The following is a 15,401-nucleotide window of genomic DNA, read 5'->3' as shown; positions in this document are numbered from 1 at the left end:
TGTTTTATCAGTTTCTGAGGTCAGCCCAGCGCGCGCTGTGTATGGTAAACAGCATGCGCCCTGTCAGCCTGGGCGTATAGCGGGCGGGTACCCGCAGGCGCATGTCCTGCAGCATCAGCTCAAAGCTGGTACTAAAGGTGATCGCGTTACGATCGGGCGTGATAATGACCGGGACAACCATTTCTTTGATGATACCTTGTATGGTGATGAAAACCCTGCTGTTAAGTGTCTGCTTACCGCGGCTGCCGGCATTTATCTGCTCGATCGGGGCTTCGATCTCAATATACAGCTCCGGGTAGCGGGAAGCAAAAAAGATGTCCTGCACCATGGATACGGGGCTGGAGTCGTTGGCTGGCAGCAGGTTCTCGATGGGCAGGAGGCACTCGATTTTCCGGGTATTCTGATTGTAGCGCACCAGCATCTTGGCTGATTGAAAATCGTACGTACTACGCTCCCCCTCCAGGCTGATCTGCATACTGTTATTGGCTGTATAAGGTATGCGGTACTGCTGCGCGTGCGCCGGTGCGGCCATCAGTAAAAACCAAAGTACAGGCAGTAGCAATTTAATCATAATAGGGCTTGTCGTTGCGTGTACTCCTGCTAACGCAAATCAGCAGTGAAAGGTAAAGCGGCTGCAAAGCTTTTATCACTTGGAGCCTTCCTGAAACAAGCGGCGCCCTACCCCGCACAGACCAAACCAGGTCCGGACAGTAAATTAGACCGCTAAATCTTATTTTTTGTGAAGCTTTTACAAAACTATAACCCCCCTGAGTTGGTATACAGAATAAGATAAATTACCCGCAATTCAACTTGAACAGAGGAGGCCCGCAGCCATAAGCCGGGAATGCTCGGGGAGATGACTCGACATGAACCAGGACAGAAAGAATAAGGTAGGCGCACGCCAGGGCTCAGCGTTTGGCAAGATCGAGCATCTGCACCCGATCCGGATGCTGCTATACCTGAGCATGGTCGGTATAGGTGTGCTGTTCTTTGTGCTGATGGTTGCTTTTGTTCGGACAGGTGGTTTCGGTAGCGAACAGTTTTCCCTTCCAAAGTTTTTCAGCGTCAGCACCCTGATCTTGCTTTTCAGCAGTTACACGATCAGCAAGGTCCCCCGCATTTACAAAAAAGACAAGCTCCGTAAAATGACCCGCTACCTGGCCCTCACTTTCATGCTGGGAGTGGCCTTTATCGGGGCGCAGATTCTGGGCTGGCGAGAGTTGACAATTTCTGGCGCTTACTTTACCGGCAAAGCCTCAGGTAGTTACCTATACCTGATCACAGCGCTGCACCTGCTGCACCTGCTGGGTGGTATGATCTTTTTGGCTTTCCTGCTGATCAAAACGGCCCATATGGCCAACGACGGGGTACGCAGCCTGATCTTCATCCGTGACCCGTACCGTCGCCTGCAACTGGCCATGCTCAACACCTACTGGCACTTTCTGGGAGCGCTCTGGCTCACGCTATACCTGGTGATCCTCTTCATGGCCTAAGCGCACTAGCGCACCAGCGTCACGGAGCCTTTGAACTTGTCAGCCCCGTAATCGATCACGTAGTAATACACGCCGTCATTTACGTCCTTTCCATCCCATTTGAAGTTGTGCGCTGTGCTTGAAAATACCTCTTTGCCCCAGCGGTTGTAAATGCGAATGTGCTGGAAAGAGCTTGTGCAAACATCGGCTGGCATACCTGGTATCTCAAAGAAATCATTCAGACCATCCGCGTTGGGCGTAAAAATATTGGGCGGGGTGAAATTCTTGTACTCCGGCACCTTCACTTTAAACTCCATTGTGAGCTGCTGCATTGGGGAAGGAGCACAGGCATCCTCCTCTAATATGAAGTCAACCCGTAGCACACCCTCCTGAAAAGCATCGCAGTTAGCCGTCCAATTAAACTTGCCCGTCGCAGTGCCTGCTCCCCCGGTGGACGTGAAGACCATGCCCATGCTGGCCAGGTCGAAATTCTGGCCGCGCGCCTGCATGCTCAGCAAGTGCTTGTCCAGGTCAGTGCCCGTAAAGTTGGCCTCAAACGGTTCGTTCAGATCCAGCTCAAATACCAGTACCTGTTTGTCGGTTGTCAAAACCGGCACTTGATTCGGGTAGTCCGTCCTGACCTCAATCACTTCTGTCTTTGTCAACTCCTTTCCGCATACCATGGACGTGGCCGTGAATTCTATTTGATAGGAGTCTTGCGCGAGCGTTTCGCAGTCTATGGGCCACTTGAAGGGGGACTGCACCCGACCGATACCGGTGCTGCTCCGGAAGCTGATGGGAACAGAGTTGATATCGAAATTCAGCCCTCTGGCTGAAATGGTTACCTCGTCGTTGTCGGTGTCAAATCCGAGCACGTTAAAGTCAATCACATCGCCTTCCCTCACTGTATACACTTTGTCAGGGCGTGAGAGCTGAATGGAGGGTGGCTCGTTGGGGATCGGGTCAATGACGAAACTCACCTGCAGCGTGTCCTGCCTTGGCAGGCTGCAGCCATTGTCTCTCACGATCAGGTTTAGTTTGAAAACCTTCCCCTCGGTGTCAAAGCATTCATCAAAGCAGACGTTCGCCGTCAGCGATTTCTGTCCGCCAGGGCCATTTACGATGCCTGTGGTTATACCAGTAAAGGTATACAGATCACTGCTGAAGTTAACAGGACGTGCATAAAGCGTAATTCTGGAGTTAGGGTCCGGGTCTGTGAACTCCACATTCAGGCAGCGGGCATCTGTCGGGTTGATCCGGATCACCTCACCTTGTTTATAATTGGTGGTCTGGCCGTTTACTTTCGCCTGCACGACAGGACTATCGTTTCGCGGACAATCCTTTACGAGCAGCTGAAAATCGCGCCGCACTTCCCCGAGCTTCACGCCTTTGCGAAATTCCTGCACGCGCACAGCAAACACAAAGAGGCCTACACGATCCGGGCGGACCGTCAGGCGACCCGTCTGCTTTTCTATAATGATCGGCGGGGAGCCCTGTATCTGATTATCGCGGTTATAACCAGGTAGCCACTTGACCTCAGGGTAGGGGGCAGGTTTTGCAATCGGGGCGGCATTGGTTGGGTCTGGAGTGGCATAACCATTAAGTGGTGTCACCATGTCATACACCAGCGAGTCGCCGTCGGCGTCAGTACCGCTAAAGTCGTAGTAGAACAGTTCGTTGGCGCAGGCATAGTCGCTCAGCGGCGGAAACAGGCGGGGTGAGGAATTGACAAAGGGCGTTCCGTTTTTGGTGACAGGTGGAAACTCCATGTAGAAGACCTGGCCGGCCGCGTCTGGCATCACGATGTTGTTGATGGTGCGGTTGCGGCAGCAGCGCTCCCAGGCCATGTAGTAACCTTGCGGGTTATTGAACAGGTTGGGGGACAAGACAACGTCCTGGGAGTACACAATGCGGCGGGTGCGCAGCTCCCCGATCGTGCAGGCGATATCGGTGTAGTTGACGAAGGTATCGCTGCGCAGCGGCAGCTGCACGTCCATCATAAAGCGGTTGGTCTGCTTATCAAAGATCCGGATATTGGCTGAGGGGTCCCGTGCGCCGGGTGTGCCGTTCACGTCATCAAAATAGAGGTTCATCGTGATGCGGTAGGTATAGCCTGAGCGATGCTCTATCTCCAGTTCGCCACCTACAATATGTGTGGCTTTTGCCTGCAGGCAAACCATCAGGAGGCATATCAAAAGAAGTAAAGCGTGTTTCATGTAAGGCAGCGTTTAGGGATTTGCTTCAAATTCCGGTAATACAGCACTGATAGTGGGTATAAGTTACAGTAAATCTTGATACTTCGCTATATAGCCCAAAATTTTATATGATTTGCATCCAACATTCAGGTAGGTTTCCCGTTATATGGCATCTGGGAATCGGCTAAATATTTCAATCCTGAGTCAAAATATTGCTGTTTATACGTGACTAAAACATTCCAAGCTCAAAGAAGTTAAGCAGACAGAGAGCTATTTAATACCCTTCAAAATCGATCGTTTACCGGATAATGTATATACCATGATGACGCTAACACAAGAACTTGAACTGAAGAAAAAACTGCTGCAGGAGTCGACCAAACTCTTGAACATGCAAATTCAGGCAGCAAAAGAGGCCATGGACGAGGCGCAGGAGAGTGCCAACGAGCACCACGGCGCCATTGAGGACAAATTCGAATCCTTCAGGGAGGCCTGCCAGATACAGCGCGACATGTATGCGCGGCAGCTGGACGAACTGATCACCACCATGGGGGTACTGAAACGGGTGAATTCTACCAAGGAGAACAAGGAAGTGTCGTTTGGAGCGGTGGTGATGACCGAGCTCCAGAACTATTTCATCGGAGTGAGCCTGGGCGAGATCAAAATCGACGGGGAATCATTCTTCGCCATCTCAGGTCTGTCGCCGCTTTACAAGGCGATGGAAGGTAAAACGAGTGGTGAAAGCTTTGATTTTCGTGATAAAACCTACAAAGTGCTGCAGGTATTTTAATACTAACCAGCAGTATAGTAAACCTTTTGCGCAAAAAACAGTTTAATAAAGCAGTAAAGGGTTGAAAACAGAAAAGGTTGGCTTTAGGGCCAACCTTTTCTGTTTTATATACCAGGGTGTAGCGCTTATTCTACACGCGTCCAGTTCTGCGTTCTGCCGATGAGGGAAATACCGATGTATCCTTTTACTTCCATCTTGTCTTTGCCCGTCATTTTCATGTAGCATGAGTAAGTTTTGCCGCTTTCCGGGTCGTAGATGGTGCCGTCGTCCCATTTGTTGCCGTCGTCGTACTTAAAGTCCTTCATGAATACCATGCCCTGCAGGGGTCTGTTGCGCAGCTTCTTGTCCGGGTTGTTTTCGTCCAGCTTTGGTTTCCCATTTCTGAGTGGCTCTTTCAATTGTATGATCTTACCATGCAGTTTATTGCCTGACTGGTAAATCTCGAAACGAGCTTTTCCCTCTTCATTGGTCCAGATGCCAACAGGAGAAAGTTTCTGTGCCCACGCTACAGTAGAAAACAGCATAAGGGCGACAAGGGTTAGCAGGTGCTTTTTCATGATTTAGTTTTTGTTTGATAAGATTAGTAACGAAATATAGCTAAAATAATTCATTTTTCAACTAAAATACGGCCCGGGTCGGTTTTTAATCCAGGACAGTGCATCAATACATTATTGATCAGCAGGAATGACAGGAGGTGTTAAGATTTTCCATACCTGATCGTAGCCTTTGCTGATTCTGCACTAGCTTTATTTTGAGCGACTTACTCACAGCGTATGGCGCTTAGGTGTTGCCAGGTATGCTTCGAAAAGAAAAGATGACAAAATAAGTGCGGAACCTTGTGAACTTATCGGCGTTATTTTAACTTTATACAATCAGTGAAAGCGGCGAGTGCTGCGGCCTTGTGTTATGCCTACTACAAGTAGCGGCACATGGTTTATGTCGGACTAAAGAGAAAGGAGGTGCTATGTCTAATCCATCAGTCGTCTTAGTAAGCCTTGGTAATAGTGTTCACCTTAACGGTGAGCTGGCTTAGTAAGCAGTGAGTATCTACTGCTTACGCAGTAAATATTACCTTTGGTCTTGAGTGATGGTGCTGCTGCAAAACAGGGCGCCGCTTGTTAAGATTTGAAGGATTCTTAAGGCGCTTGGTGTAACTTGACGGGCTACACCAAGCGCTTTTTCTTTTTGCCCGCCTCCGTAGTCTGTTTGCCAGAAGCCCACACGGCCTACAGATCGTCTTTGTAGATGGTATTGTTGCGCAGACGACGTTCCCTTAAGAAAGAAGCAACATAGGAGAATACGGCTAAAAAGCAGCTTATACCCATCAGCAAGATGAGAACGTGCCTGGCATCCCACACAAAGTTTTCTGGATCAATCTGCACTATCAGCAGAAAGCCGGCCAACAAGGTCAGGGCTGTAACCGTGTGAAATACAAACCGATTATGGCGCTTTAGGTGATAGGTGGTGGCAAGCAGTAATATCCCTAACATAGGAGCCAGCAAGGCCATGAGCGGCTGCGAGGGAGATAAAAAATAGGCTGCAACACCGGCGATGATCAATACCAGGGCATTAATGGAGTTGGTTATGTAAGGGTGCACCATATTCATTTCTTTTAGCGGAAAATTGCCCGACCAGCAGATGCCAGTCGGGCTATATAGTGTATCTTACGTAAGTACCGGGACTTTATGTTTGGCCTATACCTTACAGGACACGTCTAATATCCAGAAAGCGAACCTCATAGCCTGTGCCTTCCACCTGGCTGATCTTAACGCCGCCATTGGAAGAGGAGTGCACAAAACTGATGGTGTCCCCTGGCTCAGAAATAACGATGCCGACATGACCTGGCTCCCTTACCTGTGGGTTGGTACCCGTAAATATAACCAAGTCTCCTGGCCGGGCCTCATCTCTCGTTACCGGTATACCATCCTCTGACTGTGTGGTGGAGGAGCGTGAAACAGGCACACCAAATTCCTGAAACACATGCGATGTAAAACCAGAGCAGTCAAAACCGCTATCGCTTGTGCCGCCATACTTATAAGGGGTTCCCATCAGTGTCAGGGCATAGGCGATCATTGAGTCTGTTGAGGTTGTGCCACTGGCGTTTATCCAACCTTTTTTAGCATCGTCTTTAGCTACTGCGCCGCGCTTGTCAAGTCTGGCAGACTTACTTTCAGATGCCGGATTATCTGTTTTCAGGCTCGCAAAATGTACCTGGTTTGTATCTTCGGAAGGGGAAGCCGCCTGCTCGCCATCCGCTGACATGAGCATCAACAGCAACACGACCGGGGCAAGCATTAAGGCAAATATCTTTTTCATAGTGGTAGGGCTTAGGTTTAATAACAACTACTATGGAAATATCGTGCCAGAATTCCCGGATACTTAATAACAACAGCCGTGCAAACGCTGCATAACTTGATAATAGTCAGCTAGTCCGGAAAAATTTAACAGGCAATTTGTGGCCGTTAATCAGCTGATTTGGGCCGTTTGTCTAAATACTACCTCTATATGAAATTATTTTGGTATAATTATATTAAAAATTATCACAAAATATATAATATTGCAACAGATCTAACGCTTGAAAGGATGGAATTGTTTAAGGCGGGTACCTGTGAAGTAAGCTTTGTAGCAGACCGGTTGGAGTTGAGGTTCGACCGCAACATGCAGGCACAGGATTTTAGGGGAGGGTTGCTTAAGGCACTGCAATTTGCCAGAGATCACCGGATCAAGTTGTGGTTATTTGACCTTCGCAGCATTGGTAAGCTCAGCGAAGAAGAGGAAACCTGGCTGCAGGTACAGATTTTTCCGCAGATCATGATGCACCTGGGTACGGGAAACCATGTGGCCCTGGTGGTAGACGAGCGCTGTTACGGCGACATGATCAGAGAATCGGGCTTGCTGGGGCTCAAAAGCTATAATTCCTTCATCATCATGAATACTTTTTGCGACGTGCAGGGTGCCATCGAATGGCTCGACCATCGCCAGTCGGAGTGTGCCTAAGCCATACTGCCAGGCTATACCTGAACCATGCGGATTTTGAAAAGCAGGCTTTTTGTCGTAAAATGCCGCCAAGCTTTTAATCATTAATCCAACTAATCCGCATGTTTCACCCCAGGCAGTCTATTCTATACCTTCTCTTATCCAGTTGCTTCTTTTTCCTGACCCTTCTCCCGGCATTTGCCGCTGACCTCCGCTATACCTTGTCGATGCCGGAGCCGCATACCCATTACTTTGAGGTAGGGGTAGAGTTGAGCGGTGACCGGGAAAAATACATCGATTATAAAATGCCTGTGTGGGCCCCGGGCTCATACCTGGTGCGTGAATTCTCCAAAAACGAGGAGGGCTTTCAGGCCACTGACAAATCGGGCAAGGAACTGCGCCACGAGAAGATCAACAAGAACACCTGGCGTGTATACAGCAACAAGGCCGATGCCGTGCGGGTGCGCTACAAGGTATACGCCTTCGAGATGAGCGTGCGTACCAGCTTCCTGGACGCCTCGCATGGCTACGTGAACGGTACCAGCATGTTCATGTATCCGGAGGGCTTTCAAAAGCAGCAGGGCACGCTTGTGGTGCAGCCTTATAAAGATTGGAAAACGGTATCTACCGGCCTGAAAAGCACCGGCAACTTTACCTATACCTTCCCTGACTACGACGTACTGGCCGACTCTCCGCTGGAGATAGGCAACCACGAGGTGCTTCGCTTTGAAGCGGGTGGAGTGCCCCATGAAGTAGCCATGTACGGCGAAGGCAATTACGAGCGGGAGCGCCTGCTGGCCGACATGAAAAAGGTAGTGGAGGAGTGCATCGGCATGATGGGCAAACTGCCTGTTGACCGCTATGTGTTCATCGTGCACAACCTGCATCGAGGCGGCGGCGGACTGGAGCACCTGAACTCAACCACTTTGCAGACGAGCCGCTGGAACTATGGCACGGAGCAAGGCTATACCGGTTTTATGGCGCTGGTGGCCCACGAGTATTTCCACCTCTGGAACGTAAAGCGTCTGCGTCCGGCACCGCTCGGCCCCTTCGACTATGACAAAGAGAATTATACCCGTTTGCTATGGGTGTCAGAAGGCATTACCAGTTATTACGATGACCTGTTCACCCAGCGAGCTGGCATTATGAGCACACAGCGCTACCTGGACTTAGTGGCGGGCAGCATCAACTCAGTGGAAAACACACCGGGCAACCAGGTGCAGACCATAGCAGAGTCCAGCTTCGATGCCTGGATCAAGTACTACCGACGCAACGAGAACTCAAATAACGCGGAGGTGTCCTACTATACCAAAGGTGGCGTTCTCGGCCAGCTGCTCAATATGGAGATCATGAAGAGTACGAAAGGGGAGAAGAGCCTGGACGACGTGATGCGCTACATGTATGACCGTTATTACACGAAGCTCAACCGTGGCTTTACGGAGCAGGAGTTTAAAGAGGCGCTGGAGCGTTTCGCCGGCCGCAAGCTGGATGATTTCTTCCAGAACTATGTGCACGGCACCAAAACACCTGATTACAATCAATACTTCGAGGCAGCTGGTCTGCGTCTTGTCAATCAAAACGAAGGCGTGCTCAACCTCAACTGGGGCGCCGGTACTGCCCTGGAGAATGGCCGCACAATCGTCAAAACCGTGGCCCGTGGCAGCAGTACGTATGAGGGAGGACTGAACGTAAACGACGAGCTCATTGCGATTGACGGATACAGAGTGGAAAGTGACATTACTCCCTTGATCAGCGGCCATGCCATTGGTGGCAGCGTACCGGTAACCATTGTGCGTGACGGCAAGCTACTGGAGCTGCAAATTCCGATTGTGGCAGACAAGAGCGTTCGCTACCAGTTTAAGCGGGTGGAGAATCCAACTGCTGTGCAAGAGAAAATCTACAACAAGTGGCTAAAGCAGGGTTAATCTGAATACCATGAGGTAACAAAAAGGCGACGCTTGCAAAAGCGTCGCCTTTTTAATTAGGCTTCTGTCTGGATTTAACCTTAGTGCGGCAGCCTAATTTGCTCGCTTCAGAGCGATTGGTAGTATTATTCTCCCGTGAGACTAGACCAAACGACCAAAGACAATGGGTCTGTAATATAGATAGAAGTATGCCTATGTTCATATGGCTATTAGAAGTTATCGCTGTTTTGGTCTTATGAATGAAAGTTTAAATTGGATCAGTTTTAGAAACTTTCGCAGGTGAGTATTTGCACATAAATAAAATGTATTTTATATTTCGAATATAAATGCCAGAAACCAAGCGGTTTGCCTTATGGTTATCAGTGATTCGTCCTATGCATTTGTTCACTATTCAAAGAGCGCAAATGTGCTGTGCATTAGCTGGAAGTTGAATCCAGGTATAGAGCAGTTCAGGAATCTGTATTGGCAGGTGCTACAATTTGTGAAGAGCAATCCTAAAATCTGCTTTTACAGCACAGACACTTCATGCATTGGCCCCCTTGATGCGGAGCAGGAAGCCTGGTTGAGTCGCGAGTATTACCCGCAGGTATCCAAGATAATCGGGCAGGACATCTATGCAGCCGTTATCTTCTCAGAAGGTCATTTTAAGGCGCTGGTCAACAACTATATTGCTTCCCCTTTGCTACCGGTGCATGACTTCATTCACTTCAATTACTTTACAGACAAGGGGGAAGCGATGGATTGGCTTATGTTTATACAAAAAGGTCAGGACCTCGCCATATTAGCAAAATCCTGACCTATACTATAGTAGGTGTGCTCACCTGTTAAGGGAAAATTCCAAGCGCTTCGTAGCTGACGCCTATCTTCTCGATAGCCGAGAGGAAAGCGGCCGTACGCATGTCTTCTATGTCTTTTCTGTTCATCACCCCTCTGACCTCGTGATAGGCATTGATCATGGTGTCCTCCAGACCGGAGCGCACCAGGCTGATCTCGTCAGACCCCTGTATCAGCAGGCTGCGTTCGTGGGTGGACATGCTCTTACCAGAAGCACTTTCGATCGCGTTCACGAGTCGACGGTGGCTGGCTTCCTCTGCCCGTTTGCCCATCCGGCCAAAGCGCACGTTCGACAGGTTCTTGAGCCATTCGAAGTAAGAGACCGTTACACCGCCCGCATTGAGGTATAGGTCAGGTATAATGATGATGCCTTTCTGCAGCAGGATCTTCTCGGCATCGCGGGTAACGGGACCGTTGGCCCCTTCAGCCACTATTTTGGCTTTGATGCGGCCGGCATTGTCGGCGTTGATCTGGTTTTCTAGCGCAGCAGGCAGCAGCACGTCGCACTCTTCTTCCAGCAGGTCAGCCGAGTTTTCGAAGTTCTTGCACTGTCCAAAGTTCAGGATGGAGCCCGTTTCGCTGCGGTGTTTAAAGGCCTCTGCCACATCAATACCGTTGGAGTTGTAAATGCCTCCTTCGCGCTCGGCTATACCGATGATGATGGCGCCGTCCTGCTGGCAGAAGTTGGCGGCGTTGTAGCCTACATTGCCCAGACCCTGCACAATAATGCGTTTGCCCTCCATGGTATTGCCTTCTATACCTGCTTTTTTCATCAGATCCGTATCGCTGAAGGCTTCGCGTATACCATAGTATATACCCAGGCCAGTGGCTTCTGCACGTCCCCGTATACCTCCCTGCCCAACAGGCTTACCCGTCACGCAGCCCAGCGCATTGGTTTCGCCATACTTGAGGGCTTGGTAGGTGTCGGCGATCCAGGCCATCTCTCGGCTGCCCGTACCGTAGTCGGGAGCCGGCACGTCCATACCCGGACCAATCAGGTTTCTCTTGATCAGCTCGGCCGCATAACGGCGTGTTACTTTCTCAAGTGTTTTCACGGAGCTGGTGCGGGGGTTGATCTTCACGCCCCCCTTGGCGCCACCAAAGGGAACGTCCACCACAGCGCACTTAAATGTCATAATGGTTGCAAGTGCCTTCACCTCATCCTCATCTACCTGCATGCTAAATCGGATACCTCCTTTAGACGGAAGCTTATGGTGGCTGTGCTGTACTCGGATGCCTTCGAATACTTCTACGCGGCCTTCGATCTCAACCGGAAATGACACTTTATAAACACTGTTACAAGTCTTGATCTGTGCCAGAATACCAGGGTCTAGTTTTGAGTAACTGGCAGCATGGTCGAAGAACTGGTGCACGCTCTCCAGAAATTTTCTGCCCTCATTGTCGGTTTTTGCCATACGAGTATATCTTTTTTGGTGAATGCATTAAATGTGTTTAGAACGTCTGCCGTGCTAATTTGTTTGCTAAGAGGCGTTTGTTTCAGAATGAGGCCGTAGATGAAAGAAAAATAATTCAACCGTCTAGCTACTTGTCAGTAAGCGAGTTAAGGAAGATAAGTATAACAATCCAATAAAATATTTAATTATATTTTGTTTCTAATATATAAATATTACATCTTTGTTTATGACAGAAACACAATCCTCTTGGTTATATGGATATTATTCTGTTATTGTTTCTAAATATTGGCCAATCGCCGTAAACCTGATTCGTACCATGTACACAGATAATTTAATGGGTGCCAGTGCTTTTGGTAGACATTTTTCGGTAAAGGACAAGCACCGGAGCGTGTTGCAGGAGCAGCTCATACTTAAGTATAATCATGAAGAACAAACCCTTTATATAAAGTGGGAGGGAGAGGTAAGCTCGAATGAGCTGCGTCAGGGGTATGCCCACATCATGAACATGGTTCTGACCTACAAGCCTCAAAAGTGGATCATGGACCTGCAAAACAGGTTAAGCATTGAAAAAGAGGATCAGCAGTGGGTGTTCAAGTATATTTTCCCGCAGGTGCTGCGTGCCGTAAACAAAAATGTGTTTGTGGCGATCGTAATGCCGGTTTTCGCTTATAGCAGCCTGGTTAATGAAATAGATGGAGACGAACTGATGGACGGGGATAACTTTATGATCATCCATCATTTCCTATACCAGGAGGAGAGCCGCCGCTGGCTGCGTGAGATGGCTGAAACAGATTTGAAAATGGCCTAGGTATAGCCTTATCTAAAAACAAAGAGGTCCGGCTGGCGTTTTATCGCGCAGCCGGACCTCTTTTTATGATATATGCCGATATGTTTTAGTGTACGGAGATCAGCTCTACATCAAAAATAAGGGTTGTGTTTGGTCCGATGGTGTCACCGGCACCCTGTGCCCCATACGCCAGGTCTGATGGGATGAAGAGTCTCCATTTGGCACCTTCTTTCATCAGCTGAAGCGCCTCTGTCCAGCCCGCGATCACGCCGTTTACTGGGAAAGTGGCTGGCTGTCCACGCTCGTAGCTCGAGTCAAACACAGTACCATCGATCAAAGTGCCGTGGTAGTGGGTGGTTACTTTATCGGTGGCTGCAGGCGACTTGCCGGTACCTTCCTCCAGCACCTGGTACTGCAGTCCGCTTGGCAATGTTTTTATACCTTCCTTGTTTTTATTTTCAGCTAAAAAGGCCTCGCCAGCTTTCTGGTTTTCTCCGCCTTTAGCACCCTGCTTCTGTTGCATTTCCTGCTGCAGCGCCATCATGGCCATCTGGATGTCCTGCTGCGAGAGCGAGGAAGGCTCACCTGCGATCACTTCTTTCAGTCCTTTGAAGAAAGCCTCCGCTTCGATGTCGATACCCTGTTTTTTGAGGTTGGCAGCCATGTCGCGGCCAATAATGTAGCTTATTTTTTCCTGTTGTGTCATGTATGATGTACTAGGTGATAAAAATGATTTTCGGGTAATAAAGGTACGGCTAATGGGTCGATTTACCTACTTCGGGAAGTGTCAATAGAAAAAAAGCAGGTTCGAAAACCTGCTTTATAATTCATCAAATCAGCAGTGCAAGTCTAGAGATACAGGTGTATGTCTTCTTCGTGGAGGTCCATTTGGAGCTGCTCAGGTGACATCCAGCCTTTCACGAAATAGCCAAATGTGGTACCAATAAGCAGGAGAGAGGATATTGTAGTAAAGCGCATCATGTTTGTTAGCCTGAAGAGTTAAACTTGAACTTCTTAACGCTATATAGTAATTAAGGTTGTACCCCTTTCTGAATGGTTTATTGTATTTAAGTAATAAAACGTCGCGTTGACCGTTTAGCTAGTCATTAGGATCAAAAAAACGACTATCTATAATTATTAGTGGCTGATTTTTGTGTTTTCTCCTTTTCTTTCCGCTAACTTTGCACTATTAATCTTAAAGATTATGAGGCCATCTGGCAAATACCTTTCTTCCTGGCTCGCTATACCTGCTTCAGGACTTGTAGCAGCTTCGCATCACGTAGTAATGTGTGATGGGCTGAATGGTTATTGCCTTAACTTTTTTTCCTCCCCCAAGGCCTTTAGCAAGTAAGCCGGAGCTTACAGCTCTGGCGCCCCGCAAACAAAACTGGCAATTACAGATTTCCGGTTTAGCTTTTTTACTCATCTAATTTATTTTCATTGATTTTTCATCATGGCAAGTAAGGTCAGTGTCAGGCAATCCATGGGATATGCCTTCTTATCAGCTTATCTGATTACCTTGTTTTTATCGGTGTTTGAGCGGCAGTACCTGTGGCTGTTCGTGGCCATTGTGCCGCTGCACCTGCTTTACCTGCGCAACATCCGGCAGGGCAGGCATTCTATTCTGCGCAACTACCCGCTGGTAGGCTACCTGCGCTATTTCTTTGAGAGCATTCGTCCGGAAATCCGGCAGTACTTCTTTGAGTCTGACCTGGACGGCAAGCCTTTCAGTCGCCGACAGCGCTCTATTGTATACCAGCGTGCCAAAAACGTGCGCCAAACGGTGCCCTTCGGGATGCAGGCCAATAGCCAGGAGGCAGGCTTTGAGTGGATCGCGCATACCATGTTCCCAGTGCACGTGCAGGCACAGGACCTGCGCGTGATGGTAGGGGGCAGTCGCTGCAAGCAGCCGTACAGTGCTTCAATCTATAATATTTCGGCCATGAGCTACGGCTCACTGAGCAAGACCGCCGTGACCGCCTTGAGTGCCGGTGCCAAACTGGGCGGCTTTGCCCACAACACCGGCGAAGGTGGTGTGAGTCCCTTCCACATAGAGGGGGGCGGTGACCTGATCTGGCAAATTGGTACGGGCTACTTCGGCTGCCGTGACAAAGACGGCAACTTCTCCGAGAAGCTGTTTCAGGAGCAGGTGGCGCATCCACACATCAAAATGGTGGAGATCAAGTTGTCGCAGGGAGCCAAGCCAGGGCACGGCGGTATACTGCCGGCCGCTAAGAACACACCTGAGATCGCGGCTATACGTAAGGTAGAACCTTATACTACGGTGGCTTCTCCGCCGGCGCACGCCGCTTTCAGCGACCAGTTCACGATGTTGCTTTTCATTGAACAACTGCGTGTACTGTCAGAAGGAAAACCTATCGGTATAAAGCTCTGTATAGGAAACAAGCAGGAGTTTGAGCTTCTGTGCAAGGAGATGAAGCACAACCGCATCTACCCGGATTTCATTACGATAGATGGGGCAGAAGGCGGAACCGGTGCGGCACCGCTTGAGTTTACCGATAGCCTGGGTATGCCGCTTTTCGATGCGCTGGCCTACGTGCAGCACATGCTGGAGCAGTACGGACTGCGTGACGAGATAAAACTCATCGCAGCGGGCAAGATCATCACAGGGGTGGACATTATCAAGGCCATCTCGCTGGGCGCCGACATGTGCTACAGCGCGCGCGGCATGATGTTCGCGCTGGGCTGTATACAGGCGTTGCAGTGTGATTCCGGTCGCTGCCCGGTAGGTATAGCCACGCAGGACAAGAACCTGTACAAGGGGCTGGACGTAGCTGATAAACGGGTGCGCGTGGCCAACTTCCATGGCAATACCATTAAGTCTACCATCGAAGTGATGGAGGCTTGCGGATTTGCCTCATTGGAAGGCATTACACCAGACAAAATATTCAGACGAGTGGAGCAGGGGCAAACGAAGAGCTTCCGGGAAATTTACTTTCCGAAAAAAGCTTCAGCCAGTCCCATCAGCAAAAATTACGTACTTAATTGA

At 49.4% G+C, this 15,401-nt stretch carries 14 protein-coding genes; 7 read left to right on the top strand and 7 right to left on the bottom strand.

Going from position 1 to position 15,401, the window contains the following annotated elements; genetic code table 11:
• Positions 1-7: 7 nt before the first annotated feature.
• Complete coding sequence (locus tag Q4E40_RS19395) at positions 8-571, bottom strand: hypothetical protein (protein ID WP_303414663.1); 564 nt, start codon at positions 569-571, stop codon at positions 8-10.
• A gap of 295 nt (positions 572-866) precedes the next feature.
• Between Q4E40_RS19395 and Q4E40_RS19390 the strand changes: the two genes are divergently transcribed.
• A complete protein-coding gene (locus Q4E40_RS19390; RefSeq protein WP_303414661.1) occupies positions 867-1,493 on the top strand; it encodes a cytochrome c oxidase subunit 3 in 627 nt (208 codons plus the stop codon).
• A 5-nt stretch (positions 1,494-1,498) separates the two neighbouring features.
• On the opposite strand, the gene Q4E40_RS19385 is transcribed toward Q4E40_RS19390, so the two are convergent.
• Complete coding sequence (locus tag Q4E40_RS19385) at positions 1,499-3,688, bottom strand: T9SS type B sorting domain-containing protein (protein WP_303414658.1); 2,190 nt, start codon at positions 3,686-3,688, stop codon at positions 1,499-1,501.
• 298 nt (positions 3,689-3,986) lie between these two features.
• Here Q4E40_RS19385 and Q4E40_RS19380 point away from each other — a divergent pair, with 298 nt between their 5' ends.
• Positions 3,987-4,454, top strand: coding sequence for a hypothetical protein (locus Q4E40_RS19380; RefSeq protein WP_303414655.1), 468 nt, complete (start codon positions 3,987-3,989; stop codon positions 4,452-4,454).
• Between the two features lie 125 nt (positions 4,455-4,579).
• Here Q4E40_RS19380 and Q4E40_RS19375 read toward each other — a convergent pair whose 3' ends face one another.
• The 3 genes from Q4E40_RS19375 to Q4E40_RS19365 all read right to left on the bottom strand — a co-directional run bounded on the left by Q4E40_RS19375 (position 4,580) and on the right by Q4E40_RS19365 (position 6,770).
• On the bottom strand, positions 4,580-5,011 hold the full coding sequence (locus tag Q4E40_RS19375; protein WP_303414653.1) for a DUF2147 domain-containing protein: 432 nt from the start codon (positions 5,009-5,011) through the stop codon (positions 4,580-4,582).
• A 669-nt stretch (positions 5,012-5,680) separates the two neighbouring features.
• Positions 5,681-6,055, bottom strand: a complete 375-nt coding sequence (locus tag Q4E40_RS19370; protein WP_303414650.1) for a hypothetical protein — start codon at positions 6,053-6,055, stop codon at positions 5,681-5,683.
• A gap of 100 nt (positions 6,056-6,155) precedes the next feature.
• Positions 6,156-6,770, bottom strand: coding sequence for a C40 family peptidase (locus Q4E40_RS19365; protein ID WP_303414648.1), 615 nt, complete (start codon positions 6,768-6,770; stop codon positions 6,156-6,158).
• A 267-nt stretch (positions 6,771-7,037) separates the two neighbouring features.
• On the opposite strand from Q4E40_RS19365, the gene Q4E40_RS19360 reads away from it, so the two are divergent.
• The 3 genes from Q4E40_RS19360 to Q4E40_RS19350 all read left to right on the top strand — a co-directional run bounded on the left by Q4E40_RS19360 (position 7,038) and on the right by Q4E40_RS19350 (position 10,151).
• The gene (locus Q4E40_RS19360; protein ID WP_303414645.1) at positions 7,038-7,451 is read left to right on the top strand and encodes a hypothetical protein; all 414 of its coding nucleotides are present in this window, start codon (positions 7,038-7,040) and stop codon (positions 7,449-7,451) included.
• A 101-nt stretch (positions 7,452-7,552) separates the two neighbouring features.
• A complete protein-coding gene (locus Q4E40_RS19355) occupies positions 7,553-9,355 on the top strand; it encodes a M61 family metallopeptidase (RefSeq protein WP_303414643.1) in 1,803 nt (600 codons plus the stop codon).
• A gap of 406 nt (positions 9,356-9,761) precedes the next feature.
• Complete coding sequence (locus tag Q4E40_RS19350) at positions 9,762-10,151, top strand: hypothetical protein (protein ID WP_303414641.1); 390 nt, start codon at positions 9,762-9,764, stop codon at positions 10,149-10,151.
• 28 nt (positions 10,152-10,179) lie between these two features.
• On the opposite strand, the gene Q4E40_RS19345 is transcribed toward Q4E40_RS19350, so the two are convergent.
• Positions 10,180-11,604 carry a Glu/Leu/Phe/Val family dehydrogenase gene (locus Q4E40_RS19345; protein WP_303414638.1) on the bottom strand — a complete coding sequence of 475 codons (1,425 nt, stop codon included), beginning with the start codon at positions 11,602-11,604 and terminating at the stop codon, positions 10,180-10,182.
• A gap of 316 nt (positions 11,605-11,920) precedes the next feature.
• Here Q4E40_RS19345 and Q4E40_RS19340 point away from each other — a divergent pair, with 316 nt between their 5' ends.
• Positions 11,921-12,412 (top strand): hypothetical protein, encoded by a 492-nt coding sequence (locus Q4E40_RS19340; protein WP_303414635.1) that lies wholly within the window; start codon positions 11,921-11,923, stop codon positions 12,410-12,412.
• 85 nt (positions 12,413-12,497) lie between these two features.
• Here the strand turns inward: Q4E40_RS19340 and bamJ are convergent, their stop codons facing one another.
• Positions 12,498-13,097, bottom strand: a complete 600-nt coding sequence (gene bamJ, locus Q4E40_RS19335; RefSeq protein WP_303414632.1) for a BamJ family beta-barrel-assembly machinery protein — start codon at positions 13,095-13,097, stop codon at positions 12,498-12,500.
• Positions 13,098-13,844: 747 nt separating this feature from the next.
• Here bamJ and Q4E40_RS19330 point away from each other — a divergent pair.
• Positions 13,845-15,401, top strand: a complete 1,557-nt coding sequence (locus Q4E40_RS19330) for an FMN-binding glutamate synthase family protein (protein ID WP_303414627.1) — start codon at positions 13,845-13,847, stop codon at positions 15,399-15,401.

Source organism: Pontibacter coccineus, assembly GCF_030546575.1.
Classification (GTDB): domain Bacteria; phylum Bacteroidota; class Bacteroidia; order Cytophagales; family Hymenobacteraceae; genus Pontibacter; species Pontibacter coccineus.
Note: the sequence above shows the minus strand (reverse complement) of the source record. Positions and strands in the feature narration are given on the sequence as shown.